Origin of the sequence: Microcoleus sp. F4-D5 (assembly GCF_036704885.1) — a bacterium.
Classification (GTDB): domain Bacteria; phylum Cyanobacteriota; class Cyanobacteriia; order Cyanobacteriales; family Microcoleaceae; genus Microcoleus.
Window position 1 is genome coordinate 80,015 of sequence record NZ_JAUBSX010000003.1, and the last position, 15,209, is coordinate 95,223.

At 47.7% G+C, this 15,209-nt stretch carries 13 protein-coding genes and 1 tRNA gene; 6 read left to right on the plus strand and 8 right to left on the minus strand.

The window, feature by feature from the left end; translation table 11 throughout:
* Nucleotides 1-198 precede the first annotated feature (198 nt).
* The gene (locus tag QUA80_RS02545; protein ID WP_333421113.1) at nt 199-2,034 is read right to left on the minus strand and encodes an APC family permease; all 1,836 of its coding nucleotides are present in this window, start codon (nt 2,032-2,034) and stop codon (nt 199-201) included.
* A 203-nt stretch (nt 2,035-2,237) separates the two neighbouring features.
* The gene (locus tag QUA80_RS02550) at nt 2,238-3,077 is read right to left on the minus strand and encodes a prephenate/arogenate dehydrogenase (protein WP_333421115.1); all 840 of its coding nucleotides are present in this window, start codon (nt 3,075-3,077) and stop codon (nt 2,238-2,240) included.
* Nucleotides 3,078-3,115: 38 nt separating this feature from the next.
* Between QUA80_RS02550 and QUA80_RS02555 the strand changes: the two genes are divergently transcribed.
* The 6 genes from QUA80_RS02555 to QUA80_RS02580 all read left to right on the plus strand — a co-directional run bounded on the left by QUA80_RS02555 (nt 3,116) and on the right by QUA80_RS02580 (nt 9,953).
* The gene (locus QUA80_RS02555; protein WP_333421117.1) at nt 3,116-4,678 is read left to right on the plus strand and encodes a pentapeptide repeat-containing protein; all 1,563 of its coding nucleotides are present in this window, start codon (nt 3,116-3,118) and stop codon (nt 4,676-4,678) included.
* Nucleotides 4,679-4,774: 96 nt separating this feature from the next.
* The gene (locus QUA80_RS02560; protein WP_333421119.1) at nt 4,775-6,337 is read left to right on the plus strand and encodes a pentapeptide repeat-containing protein; all 1,563 of its coding nucleotides are present in this window, start codon (nt 4,775-4,777) and stop codon (nt 6,335-6,337) included.
* A gap of 80 nt (nt 6,338-6,417) precedes the next feature.
* Nucleotides 6,418-7,947: a pentapeptide repeat-containing protein gene (locus tag QUA80_RS02565; RefSeq protein WP_333421121.1), complete on the plus strand. Its 1,530-nt coding sequence runs from the start codon at nt 6,418-6,420 to the stop codon at nt 7,945-7,947.
* Nucleotides 7,948-7,969: 22 nt separating this feature from the next.
* Nucleotides 7,970-9,478: a helicase C-terminal domain-containing protein gene (locus QUA80_RS02570; RefSeq protein WP_333421123.1), complete on the plus strand. Its 1,509-nt coding sequence runs from the start codon at nt 7,970-7,972 to the stop codon at nt 9,476-9,478.
* A 65-nt stretch (nt 9,479-9,543) separates the two neighbouring features.
* Nucleotides 9,544-9,756: a DUF2839 domain-containing protein gene (locus QUA80_RS02575; RefSeq protein WP_015177735.1), complete on the plus strand. Its 213-nt coding sequence runs from the start codon at nt 9,544-9,546 to the stop codon at nt 9,754-9,756.
* Between the two features lie 125 nt (nt 9,757-9,881).
* Nucleotides 9,882-9,953: transfer RNA gene (locus QUA80_RS02580), tRNA-Val, on the plus strand.
* A 98-nt stretch (nt 9,954-10,051) separates the two neighbouring features.
* Here the strand turns inward: QUA80_RS02580 and QUA80_RS02585 are convergent.
* From QUA80_RS02585 to QUA80_RS02610, 6 genes are read right to left on the minus strand one after another with little or no spacing between them, the layout of a single operon-like run.
* A complete protein-coding gene (locus QUA80_RS02585; protein WP_333421126.1) occupies nt 10,052-11,410 on the minus strand; it encodes a restriction endonuclease subunit S in 1,359 nt (452 codons plus the stop codon).
* 12 nt (nt 11,411-11,422) lie between these two features.
* On the minus strand, nt 11,423-11,698 hold the full coding sequence (locus tag QUA80_RS02590) for a hypothetical protein (protein ID WP_333421128.1): 276 nt from the start codon (nt 11,696-11,698) through the stop codon (nt 11,423-11,425).
* Between the two features lie 7 nt (nt 11,699-11,705).
* Nucleotides 11,706-11,915 carry a type II toxin-antitoxin system HicB family antitoxin gene (locus QUA80_RS02595; protein WP_333421130.1) on the minus strand — a complete coding sequence of 70 codons (210 nt, stop codon included), beginning with the start codon at nt 11,913-11,915 and terminating at the stop codon, nt 11,706-11,708.
* A complete protein-coding gene (locus tag QUA80_RS02600; RefSeq protein ID WP_333421132.1) occupies nt 11,915-12,112 on the minus strand; it encodes a type II toxin-antitoxin system HicA family toxin in 198 nt (65 codons plus the stop codon). The genes QUA80_RS02595 and QUA80_RS02600 overlap by 1 nt, the downstream gene beginning before the upstream one ends.
* Nucleotides 12,109-13,803 carry an N-6 DNA methylase gene (locus QUA80_RS02605; protein WP_333421134.1) on the minus strand — a complete coding sequence of 565 codons (1,695 nt, stop codon included), beginning with the start codon at nt 13,801-13,803 and terminating at the stop codon, nt 12,109-12,111. The genes QUA80_RS02600 and QUA80_RS02605 overlap by 4 nt, the downstream gene beginning before the upstream one ends.
* A gap of 40 nt (nt 13,804-13,843) precedes the next feature.
* Nucleotides 13,844-15,127: a glycosyltransferase gene (locus tag QUA80_RS02610; protein WP_333421136.1), complete on the minus strand. Its 1,284-nt coding sequence runs from the start codon at nt 15,125-15,127 to the stop codon at nt 13,844-13,846.
* Nucleotides 15,128-15,209: the final 82 nt, after the last annotated feature.

A 15,209-nucleotide genomic window follows, 5' to 3' on the forward strand; every position in this document is an offset into this window, starting at 1 on the left:
CAACCCTTTCAGTTAATTTTTAATAAATATATATGATTTACCAAGCGGTATCAGAAACCTAGTTTCTGCCTAGATAAATCGCATCCAAACCAAAGATTTTGCGAAGAAACCAGGTTTTTTTTGCCAGCGCGTCCGACCGGGTTGCAATTTTCATTGCGAGGAAGTAGGAGCAATCCCCCCGTGGTTGCCCATCCCCACTTAAAGATAATATCTAACCGTCGTCACCACCCGACTTTTTTTAGCTAGCAAAGCCGCTTTCAAAAAGAAAGCAGTTTGATTGTGCAGCAGTCCCTCCCACCAATTTCGCGTCACAAAAGCCGGAATGATCAGCGTTAAATATACTCCCGGTCGCTGCTCTTCAAACAAAGTCAAAAAGTGTGTCAAAGCCGAACTAACAGAACGGTAAGGCGAGTCCAAAATTTCCAAAGGAATATCAGACTGCAAATCTTTCCACGCTAATTGTAATTTTTCTCGATCGGTCAAACCAATATCCACGTGAACTGCCACAACTTCATCAGCAATTAAACGAGCGTAATCGAGGGCCTCGAAAGTTCCCCGGTGCAACTGCCCGACTAACACCACTGCCGGATGTGTCACCGTCTTAACTCTAGGTCTGCGAAGATAAGACCTCGGTTCTATTCCCTGAATGCTCAACCGAGCCGCTACATACCGATAGTGTCGGTGAATAGCTAAAAATAGACTGACTGCGATCGGAATAGTTACTACGACAACCCAAGCTCCCAAAAGGAATTTTGTAGCGAGAATTACAGCTAAAACTCCCGCTGTTGCCACTGCACCAATACCGTTCATCACAGCACTAACTTGCCAACCTTTACCTCGTTCCTTAAACCAGTGAATTACCATTCCCGATTGGGAGAGAGTAAAAGAAGTGAAAACTCCAACCGCATAGAGGGGAAGCACCGCGCTCGTATTGCCTCGAAAGATGATAATTAAAAATGCAGCGCAGAGACTCAGCAGATTAATGCCATTAGAATAAACCAGGCGATCGCCCAACAGCGACAACTGCCTCGGCAAAAACCCGTCCCGCGCCAAAAAATAACAAAGTCGCGGAAAATCCGCATAACTCGTATTCGCAGCCAACAGCAAAATTAACAGAGTTGCTGCCTGCAAATAGTAATAAAATATACCGACACCAAAAATCTGTTTTCCCAACACAGAAAGGAGCGTTTCATGTTCTGTAGGAATCACCTGATAAATATGAGCCAAGTAACTAATCCCCAAAAACATCGCTCCCAGAATTCCACCCATATAGCTCAAAGTCAGGCGCGCATTCTTCCATTCAGGAGGCTTAAAAGCCAACACCCCGTCTGATATGGCTTCAACTCCAGTCAGCGCTGTACAGCCCGCCGCAAACGCCCGCGCCAGGAGAAATAATCCCAAAGGTTCCTTAGCTGGAATATTTTGTAATGTCGGCATAACATTACCTGTTGCCTGTTGGAATAAACCGCAGCCAATCAAAACAAAAATCCCAACGAGAAACCCATAGGTGGGAACCATAAATATATTGCCAGATTCCCGCAATCCCCTGAGATTGGCAAACATGATTAAGACAATAAAAACTAAGCACAGTTCAACTGTGTAGGGGTGCAGCGAGGGAACTGCTGAAGTCAACGCTGCCACCCCAGCCGAAATGCTGACTGTGACGGTGAGGATGTAATCAATCATCAGCGAAGCTGCCGCGATCAAACCGGGATAAATACCTAAATTTTCTCGCGCCACAATGTAAGCGCCACCGCCGTTGGGGTACGCTTTAATTGTCTGTCGGTAAGACAGCGCAACGATCGCCAACAGTAAAATAATAATTGCAGAAATAGGCAGCGATAAGCTCAAACTGCTACTCCCCGCTAGTAATAGCACCAGCAGAGTTTCTTGAGTAGCGTAGGCAACAGACGAAAGTGCATCAGACGCCAGAACAGCTAGTCCTGTAGCGTTGCTCAGGCGTTCGTGAATAGATGCGCTAGTGGGGAGAGATTCACCCAGTAAAAACCGCTTGAGTCGAGAATAAGTGTACATTGAAACTCAATATATAGCCGTCCACAAATCATAATCGAGACGGGGACAGTTTTAACTGAGATCTTGCACCATTCTCAATCACAGGCTTCCCTAGCCCGTTCTGCGAAGAGTGAGTTTGATTGTGGGCCGTTGCTCTTCTAGCGGGCCCCACAATCAAACCTATTGAATAGGGTGCAAGATCTCAGTTTTAAGTAATTTTTGGCTCACAAGTTGTAATTCTGTCTCGCTTGTTGAGTCAGCTTCAGCTTGTGTTCTAGAGCTTGCCAATTTTGGGCTTCGATATCGCTGATGAACTCGTCGAGATTGTCGCGGTAAATAGAGAGCGATCGCAACAATTCCTCTCGATTGTACTTTGCCACCATCACTCCCAGCTCGGGATTGCCGCCCCCAACCCGACTCGTATCCCGAAAACCCGAACTCGCCAAATGTTGGGCTAAATTAACAATATGCCGATCGCCCTCTCGATCGCAGGCCGCCACCAGCGTCGCGCTCGCCATTAGGGGCAAATGAGAAATCCAAGCCACAGCTCGATCGTGCTCGATCGGGTCACATCGGTAAACTTTAGCACCCAGCAACCGCGCAATTTCCTCAACCTTATCCACCGCCAGCGCCGGCGTCTGGGCAGTGGGCGTCACCACGTAAGGCCGGCCCACAAATAAATCCGGCATCGCCGCCTCGATTCCGCTTTCAGCAGTCCCCGCCATCGGGTGTCCCCCCACAAAGTTCGGCCACAAAGAAGACACAGCCTGCACTATAGGTGTTTTTACGGAACCGACATCCGTTACAATAGTATTCCGGGAAAGATAGGGCACCAACTCTCGGACGATCGGCTCGATCGACAAGAGCGGCGTGCAAATAAAAACCACATCGGCTGCTGCCATTAGAGACAGGTGTATGCTGGCTTCATTGACAACACCGCGAGCTTGCGCCCGAGAGCAAGTCTGCTGCCGGCTCGAAACCCCAAAAACATTAAACCCGCGCAATCGCAAATCCAGCCCGATCGAGCCGCCAATTAAACCCAGTCCTACAATACCGATATTCATAGCAATAAAATGGGGATATTTGATACGGTGCCGCCCCCATGACAGTCGAGGAACTCCTGAAACAATATGCCGCCGGAGAAAGAAACTTTGCCGGAATCAACCTGACTGAGGCCAACCTCAGCGGCGTCAACTTGAGCGGAGCCAACCTCAAGGGTGCGAATCTGAGTGTAGCAAACCTCAGCGGAGCCAACCTCAGCAAAACCAACCTCACAGGTGCCAAACTCAACATCGCCAGACTCAGCGGCGCCCATCTAGGCGGCGCCGACCTCACCGACGCCGACCTCAACGTCGCCTACCTAGTCCGAGTTGACCTCAAAAAAGCCATACTCGTAGGAGCCAAACTGATCAGAGCCGAGTTAATTCGAGCCGAGCTCAGCGGCGCTAACCTCAGCGGAGCAAACCTCAGCGGTGCCACCCTCACCGAAGCCACCCTCCGAGGAGCCAACCTCAGCGGTGCCAACCTTCGAGGCGCTCACCTCAGTGGCGCGTCCTTGACAGAAGCCAACCTCGAACAAGCCAACCTGCAAGGTGCCGACCTCAGCCGAGCCGACCTCAGCGGCGCAGACCTGCGAGGCACAGAACTGCGACAAGCCAACCTCACTCAAGCCGTACTCAGCGGAGCCGACCTCAGCGGCGTCAATTTGCGCTGGGCCATCCTCAGCGGCTGCAACCTGCGGTGGGCAGACCTCAGCGAAGCCAAATTGAGCGGGGCAGACCTCAGCCGAGCCGACCTTTGCCACGCCAACTTGCTCAATGCCAGTTTAGTTCACGCCGACCTGTCAAATGCCTATCTCATCCGCGCCGATTGGATTGGAGCCGACTTAACCGGAGCCACCTTAACCGGAGCCAAACTCCACGCAGTTTCGCGGCTCGGCATCAAAACCGAAGGCATGACCTGCAAGTGGGTCGATCTGAGCCCCAACGGCGACCACAGCCAAATTTACTGGTTGAACTCTGGAGGAACCCACGACTTTTTTCACGAAACCTTGCCCACTGTTCGGATTGTGATTGACTCCCCCTTAGACCAAGGCGCTCATTTTGCCCTAGCTGCAACTTATTACCAAATTGCCCAACAATACCCGAGTTTAAGTCAGCCTCCCACGATCGAAGTCAGCTCCAGGCGCACCGTACTCGCCTTTAAAATGGACAGCGACGATAAATTATTTGCGACCGCTTACGTTGCGATCATTCCTTTTAATGACGCCGCCACAACTCAAAAAAACCTGATTGCTTTGATGAAAATGATTCAATCTCACGATGCAGGCAAACTTAACGTCAAAGAATCCAAACACGTTCAGTTATCCAGCAAATCTCTCAACCAAGCTATTAGCAAGGTAGACCAAATCAAAATTTCCAGCTCTTTTCCAAAAATCGGCGAAAGCATCAATTTTTTTCAAATTCCTACACAGATGATCTTAATTAATTCCCGCGACCAAAGACTCAGCGTATATCACCACCCAGCCTTCGGCAAGCGCCTGATTAAAAAATACGATCCGAACAACTCAAGCCCAGGCAAGTTAGCCGAAAGCACAAAATTGGGTCAAGCTAATATCACTAGCATTTTGGATTTTATAAAAGGCTTCCACAATATAGATGTCTAAGCATATTGCATCTTGTTACAAAAAATGCTTATTCTATTTTAAAGGTTGGCATAACAAAGCTTTGTTCTAGCTAACACATCAGGGAAAGTCAAAAGCATGGACGCCGAAGAACTCATCGCCAAATATACAGCAGGAGAAAGAGATTTTACTGCCATCCTCCTTTGCGAGGCAAATCTCAGCAGGATCGATCTCAGCGGGGCTAATTTCAGCGAGGCAATCTTGAGCCTCACCAACATGAGCGGCAGCAATTTGTCAAACGCTAACATGAGAAAAGCCAAACTCAATGTTGCCAGACTCAGCGGTACCAATCTCCACAAAGCCAACCTCAGCGGCGCTATCCTCAACGTAGCTAACTTGATTCGAGCCGACCTCCGCGAAGCCCAACTCGTCGAAGCTACAATGATCAGATCCGAACTGATTCGAGCAAACCTCAGCAGTGCAAATTTGAGCGGCGCCAACCTCAGCGAAGCAGATTTGAGAGAAGCAACCCTCAGAGAAGCCAATCTAGAGCAAGCTGACCTCAGCGGGGCTCACCTGAGAGGGGCTTGTATGACAGTGGCCAACTTGGAACGGGCCAACTTGCACAGAGCCGACCTCAGCAGGGCAGACTTGCGAGGAGTCAACCTCTGCAATGCCGAACTCAGACAAGCTAATCTTTCTCAGGCAAACCTCAGCGGGGCAGACTTGCGAGGCGCTAATCTCCGGTGGGCTGACCTCAGCGGGGCGAACCTGACCGGCGCTGACCTCGACGAAGCGAGATTGAGCGGGGCCAACTTGTACGGGGCAAATTTGAACAATGTCAACCTGTTGAACGCTACTCTGGTACACGCAGATTTGACTCAAGCGAATTTGATTCATGCTGATTGGGTAGGCGCAGATTTGACGGGGGCGGCCCTGACGGGGGCAAAAATTTACGCGGTGTCCAGGTTCGATCTCAAAGCAGATGACATTACCTGCGATTGGGTTGACCTCAGTCCTAACGGCGATCGCAGCCACATTCAGCGCTTTACCCCAGAAGAATCTCAAAGGTTTTTCAATGCTACACCGCCGACAGTTCAAATTATTGTCGATCGACCCCTAGATCCGGACGCTAACTTTATCCTCGCAGCTACCTACCGCCAAATTGCCCGTCAATACTCGGGTTTGAGCAATCCTCCCAGCATAGAAGTTCATTCGCGACGCACAATCATCTCATTTAGAATAGACCAGGACGACCAACTCTTTCTCACAGCTTTCGTTGCCATTATTCCCTTTAGCGACGCGGCATTTACTCAGAAAAATCTCATTACTCTGATTAAGATGATTCAACCCCAAAGCGGTAATAACCTGGGCGTCAGAGTCTCTAATCTGGTAGTGCAATTGAACGTGACCCTGACCAAAACAATTAGAAAAATAGGGGAAATGAAAATTCAGCCGGTTCGCCTCGATCGCGAATCGGTATCGAGTTTTTTTCAATCGCCTACCCAAACTGTACTGGCTAACTCCAGCGGCGACAGTTTGATGGTTCACTATCACCCAGACTTTGGCAGAAACTTGACAAATTTGCCAGGAGTCACCAAAACCTCGATCGGTCCTGCAATTAAAGCCCAAAGATTCACAACCCCGCCGCTAAATACGGTGGTTGAGTTTGTCAAAAGCTTTTATCAGATAGGCGAGTAAATACTATAAATTAATTTGAGATAATTTCTATTCATGCCATATAAAAATTAGCCGATTGCCCTTTGAGTCAGGTAAAAGAAATGGAAGCTGAAGAACTTCTCAAAAGATTTGCACTCGTCAAAAGATACACAGAAGGCGACAGAGATTTCACAGGAATCAACTTGAATGAAGCTAATCTCAGCCGCATCAACCTCAGCGAATCAATTTTAACGCGGGCTAGCTTATTTGTCACCAACATCAGTGGCGCTAACTTGAGCGAAGCTAACTTGAGCGAAGCTAACCTGAATGTGGCTAGACTCAGCAGCACCAATCTCTCGCGGGCAATCCTAAACGGTGCTACTATCAACGTAGCAAACTTAGTGAGAGCCGATTTAAGTGCAGCTCAATTAATCGGAGCATCTCTGATTAGAAGCGAATTAGTCCGCTGCAAACTCAGCAAAACTAACTTCAGCGGTGCAAACCTGACTCAAGCAGATTTAAGAGAGGTAAAACTGACGCAAGCTAACCTGTGCGGTGCTAATCTTTCCGGTGCAAATCTCAGAGGTGCTTCGGCTGCTTCAGCTAACTTTCAAGAAGCTAACTTGTACCGCACGGATCTGACTAAAGCAGAGCTCAATGGGGTCAATTTTAGCAATGCAGATTTGAGACAAGCTTCTTTGCAACAAGTGAATCTCAGCAGTGGCAATTTGAGCGGAGCTAATCTCCAATGGGCGGATTTGACGGGAGCTAACCTCAAAGGTGCCGATTTGAGCGATGCTAAATTGAGCGGAGCCAACCTCAACGGAGCAGATTTAAGCAATACTAATTTAGCCAATGCTAGTTTGGTTCACGCTGATTTGACAGAAACTAATTTTATTGATGCAGATTGGGTGGGCGCTGATTTGAGGGGGGCAACTTTAACAGGAGCAAAACTCTATTTGGTTCCCAGATTTGGCATCATTGCAGATGATATTACTTGCCAGTGGATTGACCTCAGCCCTATCGGCGATCGCACTCAGATTAAACAATTCAATTCGCCCTCAGAAGCGAGAAAATTTTTAAATCACACGCCGGGGTTAGTACGAATTGTGGTTGACGCACTTTTAGACTACTCAGCAAACAGCACTTTAGCAACAGCTTACAGCGAAATAGCTCAGCATTACCCAGCAATGAGCTGTCCTCCCAATATTGAAGTGGGCTACCGCCGGACAACTCTCACTTTTAGATTGGATAGGGATGAACATTTATTGCCAGCAGCTTTTTTAGCGATTCTTCCTTTTAAGGATGCCGTACAAACTCAAAAAAATATTATGGCGATCGCTCAAACTATCGAAAGTCAAAATTTGGATAAAAAACGAATATTGCAATTGACTCAATCATTGAGTGCAGTGACAAATAAGGTAGATAAATTGAGAAGTTTGCTTTCAAATAAATTAATTATTAGTCAGGAAACAAGTTTTTTTGAGTCGCCAACCAAAACTATTTTAATTAGTTCTGGGGAGAAGAGTTTGACCGTGCAGTGTCACCAGGATTTTGGTCGGCGAGGTGGAAATAATCATGAGAGTAAATTCCTGTTGCCCGCGGGTAAAAAATTAGTTGATTTTCTGGCAAGTTTTGATTATCTTGATTGATAAATCCCAAGTGTAAAACCGATTGATTGAGGTAGAAGTCCACAACTCATTGCTCCGCTTCCTGCGATCGAACTCCGAGCCGCACTGGCCCCACCATTTAACGATGGCGCGGCTCGTGGCGCGGGCTTTGCGCTTGGGGCGCAGCGCTCTGATCCAAACGGGGCTTCCCGCTGGAGCTTACCGACAGCGGTACCGAGTCAGCTATTTGATGCCGATTTTGATGTGGCCGGAACCTGTGATTTTAGTCGCGCCGAAACCGCTGCTGGAACATTTGCAGGCGGTGGAAATTCCCCGTTTGCAAGAGTGGCTGGAAACTCAGCGGCCCATCGAGATTTATTCCGATAAGGCCGCTGGACGAGGATTGATGCTAGCAGATCCCGAGTCTTGGCTGGCGGCTCGCTTGGCGGCGGATTCGCAACTGCACAGCAATATTCCGACAATTATCGACGGTGTGGATGACTTGGAAGTTTGGACGCGCCAGCAATTGACGGCAGGTTTCCAACCGGCTGATTGGAACGATTTAATGCAATCTCAGCCTTTGGAAGCCGATGCCATCCTCCAAGCGCGGGTAATGCTAACGCGGGCTTTCTTTCGGCATCCGGCGAAACCAGAGGAGTGCTATTTGCTGGAAACCGCAGAGCAAAAGATATTGGAGGGGCTGTTTGAAACTATCGAGCCGAATTCGCTGATTCCGGCTGCTTGGAGCAATTTTTGGCAGCGGTGGGAAACAAACGGAAAACTGCGGTGGGCGGAAATTAATCGGGAGGCTGGGTCATTTTCTTTGTATTGCGCGCCGGTGCAGGTGGCTGAGGTTTTGAGCAAAATTTGGGACGATCAGCCGGTGGTGTTGATGGGTGGGGCGGTGGATTTGGAACCGAAGGCTCCGATTTTCCGGCAAATGATGGGACTGCCAGAATTGACGAGCGTTAAGTTTTCGCCCGATCGACAAAGCGAATTAATTCAACTGTACATCCCCAACTGGCTGCCGCTGCCAAATACGCCGGAATTTCAGGGAGTTTTAATTGAAGAAATTCGGACTTTGCTGTTGATGAGCGCGTCGGTGGCGGGTTTAACGGTGCTGATTGTTGGTGATGTACCGCTGAAGGCAAGGCTGGCGGCAATTTTGGCTGCTGAGTTCGGTTCTCGGGTGCAGGTAGAAAAGACTGATGTGGGGGAGAATGCGATTTTGGTGACGGGGTGGGAGTTTTGGCGGGAACATCAGGGGGAATTGAGCGCGCCTCACTTGCTGGCGATCGCCACTTTGCCGCTACCTTCTTTGGAGAATCCTTTGGTGACGGCGCGTGTGGCTTATTATAAGGAACGGCGCAAGGATTGGTTTCGGTTGTATTTGCTGCCGGCGGCGCTGAATGAGTTGCAGCGGGCGATCGCGCCGGTGCGAGAACGTCAAGGGGTGGTGGCGATTTTCGACAGCAGGGTGATTCACCGCAGTTACGGACAGCAGGTTTTAGGGGCTTTGAGTCCTTTTGCGAGGATTGATTATTTGGATACGACTTGGCTGACGCAGGCTTGAGATGACCTGTTGGCGTATAATTTGGTTAGGTATCCAGTTGAAATCTAATTTAGTAGACAAAGATTATGGGTGAAGCTAAGCGTCGCAAAGAGTCGATCGGCGACGAATACGGTAAAGAAGAGCGCATCGTTCCCTGGCTGCCAATCACAAAAACCCAAAGCGAAGATTTTGTGAAGTGGACAAGTCGCGGAAGCTGGATCGGGATTAGCCTTTTGGTGGCTTGGTGGGTGGTAGTGCGATTTGTCGGCCCAGCGGCGGGTTGGTGGCAGGTTAACTGATGCCAGACTCGACAAATGCCTGTATTCTTGGCATTGTGTCGAGTTTAACTCGGAAACCAGCGGCTGAATTTTTAGGAAAAATTTAGTTGCAAATTTTGACTTGGTATGGTATGATGACTATCTGCGGGCAATTAGCACAGTGGTAGCGCACTTCCTTCACACGGAAGGGGTCACAGGTTCAAATCCTGTATTGCCCATCTAAATTATTTTCTGATTCCTCTTATTTCTTAGTCCCCCTCTGGTGGGACAAAATTTTGTGTAGCCGCGGTTTGAACCGCCGTTTATTCTGCCGAAGCTATTCAAATCCTGGGAATTTTAGCTGGATTGGTTCTATGTCTTGCTGTTTGGCTTTTGTGCCAAGATAATCAGCAGCGTCACCCATCGCCTGAGTAGCGGCTTTGGCTTTGGCTTGTTGTGCGCGAATCTCTTCTAATAAGACAGATTCAGGCTCATCATCAGCGTTTTGAGGAGTTAGTTCACCCCGAAAGGCACGATGCAGTATGGTTTGAAATAAATGCTCTGCTTGGCGATCGGCTTCCTGTTGTTGGGTGCGGAGGCGATCGAATTTCTGGGCAATTTGGGCAAATTTTTCTTGGAGGGGGAGGGGGGGAATAGGTAAATCTAAATTCCTAAGAATTTCCAGGTTGATATTTTTTTGGGCAGATTCTGGCGCAGTTTCTTCCAGATTTTGTTGAATGAAGTTAAACCACTGCTGAATAACCTCAGTATTTGTTTTATAGTTTGGAGAAAACCCAACTATACTATCAGGAAAACAAGCATCAAAAGTTAAAATACCTGTTTTTGCAATATTTGCAGCAATAGTTATACATAAAGTTCCTTTTGTCCAAAGCTTACTTTGTTTAAGTCCTAATTCTGAGTAGGTTTGCTTGTACGTTCTAATATATCCAGCAGAGTTAGCAACATCACCAGTTTGAATAAAGGGATAAGAACCCCCAAACAATTTAGGGGCATTCCTTGGTCTATGTTTTGAACGACCACGATCTAATTCACCAAGAGAACTAAGTTTAACGATTTCCCATCCTTTCGGGTTAGCGATTGGGTCGCCGAACATCTCCAAAAAGACCGATCGCAAGTAGGTGTCGCTAAGTTGTAGGGCGTAGCGTCGGGTGCGTCGGAGTCGATCGGCTTTTTGGGCGATCGCGGCAATTCGCTTTTGTTCTGCTAACGGTGGCAGAGGGATTACAAACTCAGCAAGAGCTTGTAAGGTTACAGTTCGTTGAGAGCCACCTGTTGCTGCTATTTCACTCTGTTGCCGCCCTTCCGGTGAATTGAGATAAAGCGCTAAAAAATAAGAGTCTATTTGATTTGTTTTTGGCTTTAAGAGAGCAATATGACGTTGAAATGTGAAAGCTCGCTCAGTGTCAACAACAACTGCAACGCCAAAACTGCCTACAGCACTGAAAAGCAAGTCACCAGGTAAAGGTCGATGGCGACGAGTCAACTCTTCATATGTCTCTCGTGACACATACTTTTCAACATTGAAGTCAATTTGCCCTGAAACGATATTCCGAACAAATAAAAATGGAATGCCTTCAGAATTGAAGGAGGGTGGCTGATGAGTTCCATCAGTAATTTTGTCGCATATCTCTGCTAGCTTTACTCTTTGCCAAGTATCAACTTGAAATGTCATCATGCTGCAACTATCTCATGTAGACTCTATGCAGCCCATTAGCTCTTGCACTTCCATCTCCATCAAAGGCTCTAACTTCAACAACCGCTCCATTGTAACCTGTGGCGACTCATAAAACGGCTCATCCTGCTCAATCTGATGGTAACGACTCGCTGAAAGGTCGTATTTATTCGCCTTCACCTGTTCCTTTGTCACCCAAAACTGGCGATTCAACTGATTGATTTCCGCTTGCAGGGGTGCCATTTGCTCGTGCAGTTGTCCCAGTCGTTGCCGATCAGTTTCCAATGCCATCGCTCTTTTATCCAGCTTCAACATATTCGCAAATAGAGACAGGTTCGGGAATAGGAAAAGCATCCTCTTGTAGTCCTTCAATATGAAAGGCGATCGCCTCTTTAATTAAATTCCTCACTTCTTCTAAACTTTCAGCCACAGCTACACATCCAGGTAAATCGGGAACATAAGCCCCGTAGCTAGTTTCACCTTTTTCAATTACAACAGCATAACGCATTAATCTTCCTCCTCCTCTAGTTGAGCTTGTCGCAAAACACTTTTAAGCGTACCTATTGGCATATCAACGCCTAAATTACCTGACACCGTGACAGTCCCAGCCTTTTCTGGGTGTTTAAATTGACGATGACTGCCTTTTGTTCTAGCTAAATACCAACCATCCTCTTCTAACATTTTAATAACTTCTCTAACTTTCATTTTTCATCTATAAAACTCATCAACTCCCGCACTTCTATCCCCATAATATGCTCTAACTTCAGCAACCTCTCCATTGTAACCTGTGGCGCTTCATAATACACCTCATCCTGCTCAATCTGACGGTAACGACTAGCTGAAAGGTCGTATTTATTCGCCTTCACCTGTGCCTTTGTCACCCAAAACTGGCGATTCAATTGATTGATTTCGGCTTGCAGGGGTGCTATTTGCTCCTGCAGTTGTGCCAGTCGTTGCCTATCTGTTTCCAAAGCGAGGCGCGTTAGCTCATCATCTGCCGGTGCAACAGCATTCTCAAACGTCAGGCGATTGATTTCCTTGTGCATTATCAACCGTTCAGCCTTCAAGGGTGCAATCTGCAATTTTAACACACTCAGGCGTTCTGCTTTTTGCATCGTGAAATCAGCATCAAACCGATTGTTCCAACACGTGAGAATATCCGGGATATCATTCTCCGCAACAGGTTGCCGCTTATCATCCAGCGAAAACCCATCATGATCCATATCGTAAAACCAAATTTTGTCCGTCGTACCGCCGCGAGTAAATAGCAGTACCGCCGTCGAAACACCCGCATAGGGTTTAAACACCCCAGAAGGCATCGACACCACCCCATCGAGTCGATTAGATTCAATCAGTTTTTTCCGAATTTCCTGGTGTTGGTTACTCGAACCAAACAGAACCCCATCCGGCACAATTACCGCACAGCGTCCCCCCATATCCAACACCCGCAGAATCAGATGCAAAAATAGCAGTTCTGTCTTCTTGCACTTCGTTGGCAGCGTGGGGTTAATATCCGACTCATCCATCTTCCCCTTAAACGGGGGATTCATCAGCACCACATCTAAGCTTTTCTCATCCTCAAAGGATTTAGAAAGCGTATCCATGTAGAAAAAGCGGGGATGCTTAATCCCGTGCAGCATCAGGTTCATCGACCCAATCCGCAACATCGTCATGCCAGAATCATTATCGTATGCAGTAATAGCTTCTGTTTGCAGAAACTCCCGTTCTTCGTCGCTGAGTAAATCTCCGATTAACTGCCGTTTTCCTTTCTCATCCGGTTCGCTGTGCTGTTCTAAAATGTACTCGTAGGCATTCACCAAAAACCCACAAGTCCCGGCCGCCAAATCCCCGATTCGTTCCTTCGGTTTCGGGTCAACCATCTGCACCATCATGCGGATAATATGGCGAGGCGTGCGAAACTGTCCGTTACGTCCCGCACTATTGAGTTTACTCAGCAGATATTCGTACAAATCGCCCTGAACATCCTGATTCTGTTCCGAGATTTTCATCTCATCAATCAAGTTGCAGACTTCTATCAGCGTCGCAGGTTTGCTGATTTTAAACTCAGCATTCTGCATATATCGCTCAAAAGAACTCCCCTCAGTCCCCGCCGTCCGCAACCAGGTAAAAACGCGATCGCGAAGATGCTTGAGAGCCCGATCTGCCTTAAAATTAATCCAGTGCGACCACCGCAATTCTGGGTCTATTTGCGTTTCAAACGGTTGATTGCGGCGTTTTGCCTGTTTCTCGCGCTGGTTCTCCGCGTCGTCGAGTCGTTTGAGGAATAGCAGATAGGAGAATTGTTCGATGGAATCCATCGGGTTGGAGAGTCCCGACGACCACAATCTATCCCAAATTTGGTCAACTTTCGATCGGAGTTCAGGGTCAGTGAGCATCTATCAATTCTCAAAGTGATGGCTAATAAAACCTATTTATTTATTGCAGGCTTTGAGCTAAAACAGGCTTCCGCGTCGATACAACTTGTTCGATAATATCGGCAGCTCGACTCACTCCACCAGCACGAGCGATCGCCTCTTGTAACCTAAGCGCATTTTTTTTGTAAGAATCTTGGGTCAGCACCTTTCCGATAGCAGATCGTAACCTGGGAACACTCAATTTGTTCAGAGGAACAACTTCACCTGCTCCTGTCCAAGCGATCCGTGCTGCTACTCCTGGTTGGTCATTAGCAACCGGAATTGCAACCATTGGCACTCCACTCTTGAGGCATTCCATCGTGGTATTCATTCCTGCATGAGTAACCATCAAGGTAGCTTTTGTGAGTATTTCCAATTGAGGTGCATAGCCAACAACCAGAGGATTTCCGGGCAATTGTGGCAGGGATTCTGGACTAGCTGAACCCCCAAGAGAAATCACCAACTGGGCATCTAATCCCTCACAAGCTAACGCAATATCCTGAAAAACCCCAATCAGGCGATTTTGCAATGTTCCCATCGAAGCATAAATTAATGGTTTCCCCGTCAACTTTTCATAGGGAAAAGGAACAGGTTCTCGGCTGGCTGACGAATGGTAGCAGCCGGTGAAATGGAACCACGGAGGCAATTCCTGCCGAGGGAATTCAAACTCAACAGGTGCTTGACTTAGTTGAGCCAGTTGAGAGTAGGGATCGTTAGGATGAGTGTGCGGAGGCAGGTTCCATTCTTGGCGATACTCAGCAATTACATCTCGAATGGGCTTCGCGACACGATTAAGTAACAGATAACCCATTTGGTTGCGTAAACGCGCCCACCAAGCTGGGCTATATTCCCAGAGGGTGTTAAAAGGAGGAACGCCCGGTTCTCGATTCAGCACCACTGCACTGCACACAGTTACGAAAGGAATGTCTAGAAAATCGGCAACAGTTCCTCCTTCTACTGAACCTTGGTTGACTAGCAAGGCTTCTACACCCGATGCTTCAAGTAATGCTGGAGCATCCCGGAGCATAACAGCCGCTCCCTGCTTAAGTAGATTAATCGTATATTGCAATGCAGCCAATCCGCTGAGTTTTCCCAATTGTGCAAAGGATGCTGCCGTAGATCCTGCAGGAAACTCTTCATTGCCAACGGCCCGCCATTCCAATCCGGCTGCCAATGTCTTAGATTGAGTATCGAGTATTCCAAATAGAGTGACGCGATGACCGCGCCGTTGAAGTTCCTGCCCTAAAGGCAGCATAGTGTTGAGGGGACCAGTAGAACCAGGACAGATGATGCCAAAATGAGTCATATTAATTCTGTAGGAGTGAAAGGGCTTTTAATAATTTAATTTTCTATGTTTTTCTTTTAATAACTTTGTCTAGATTAGAGGC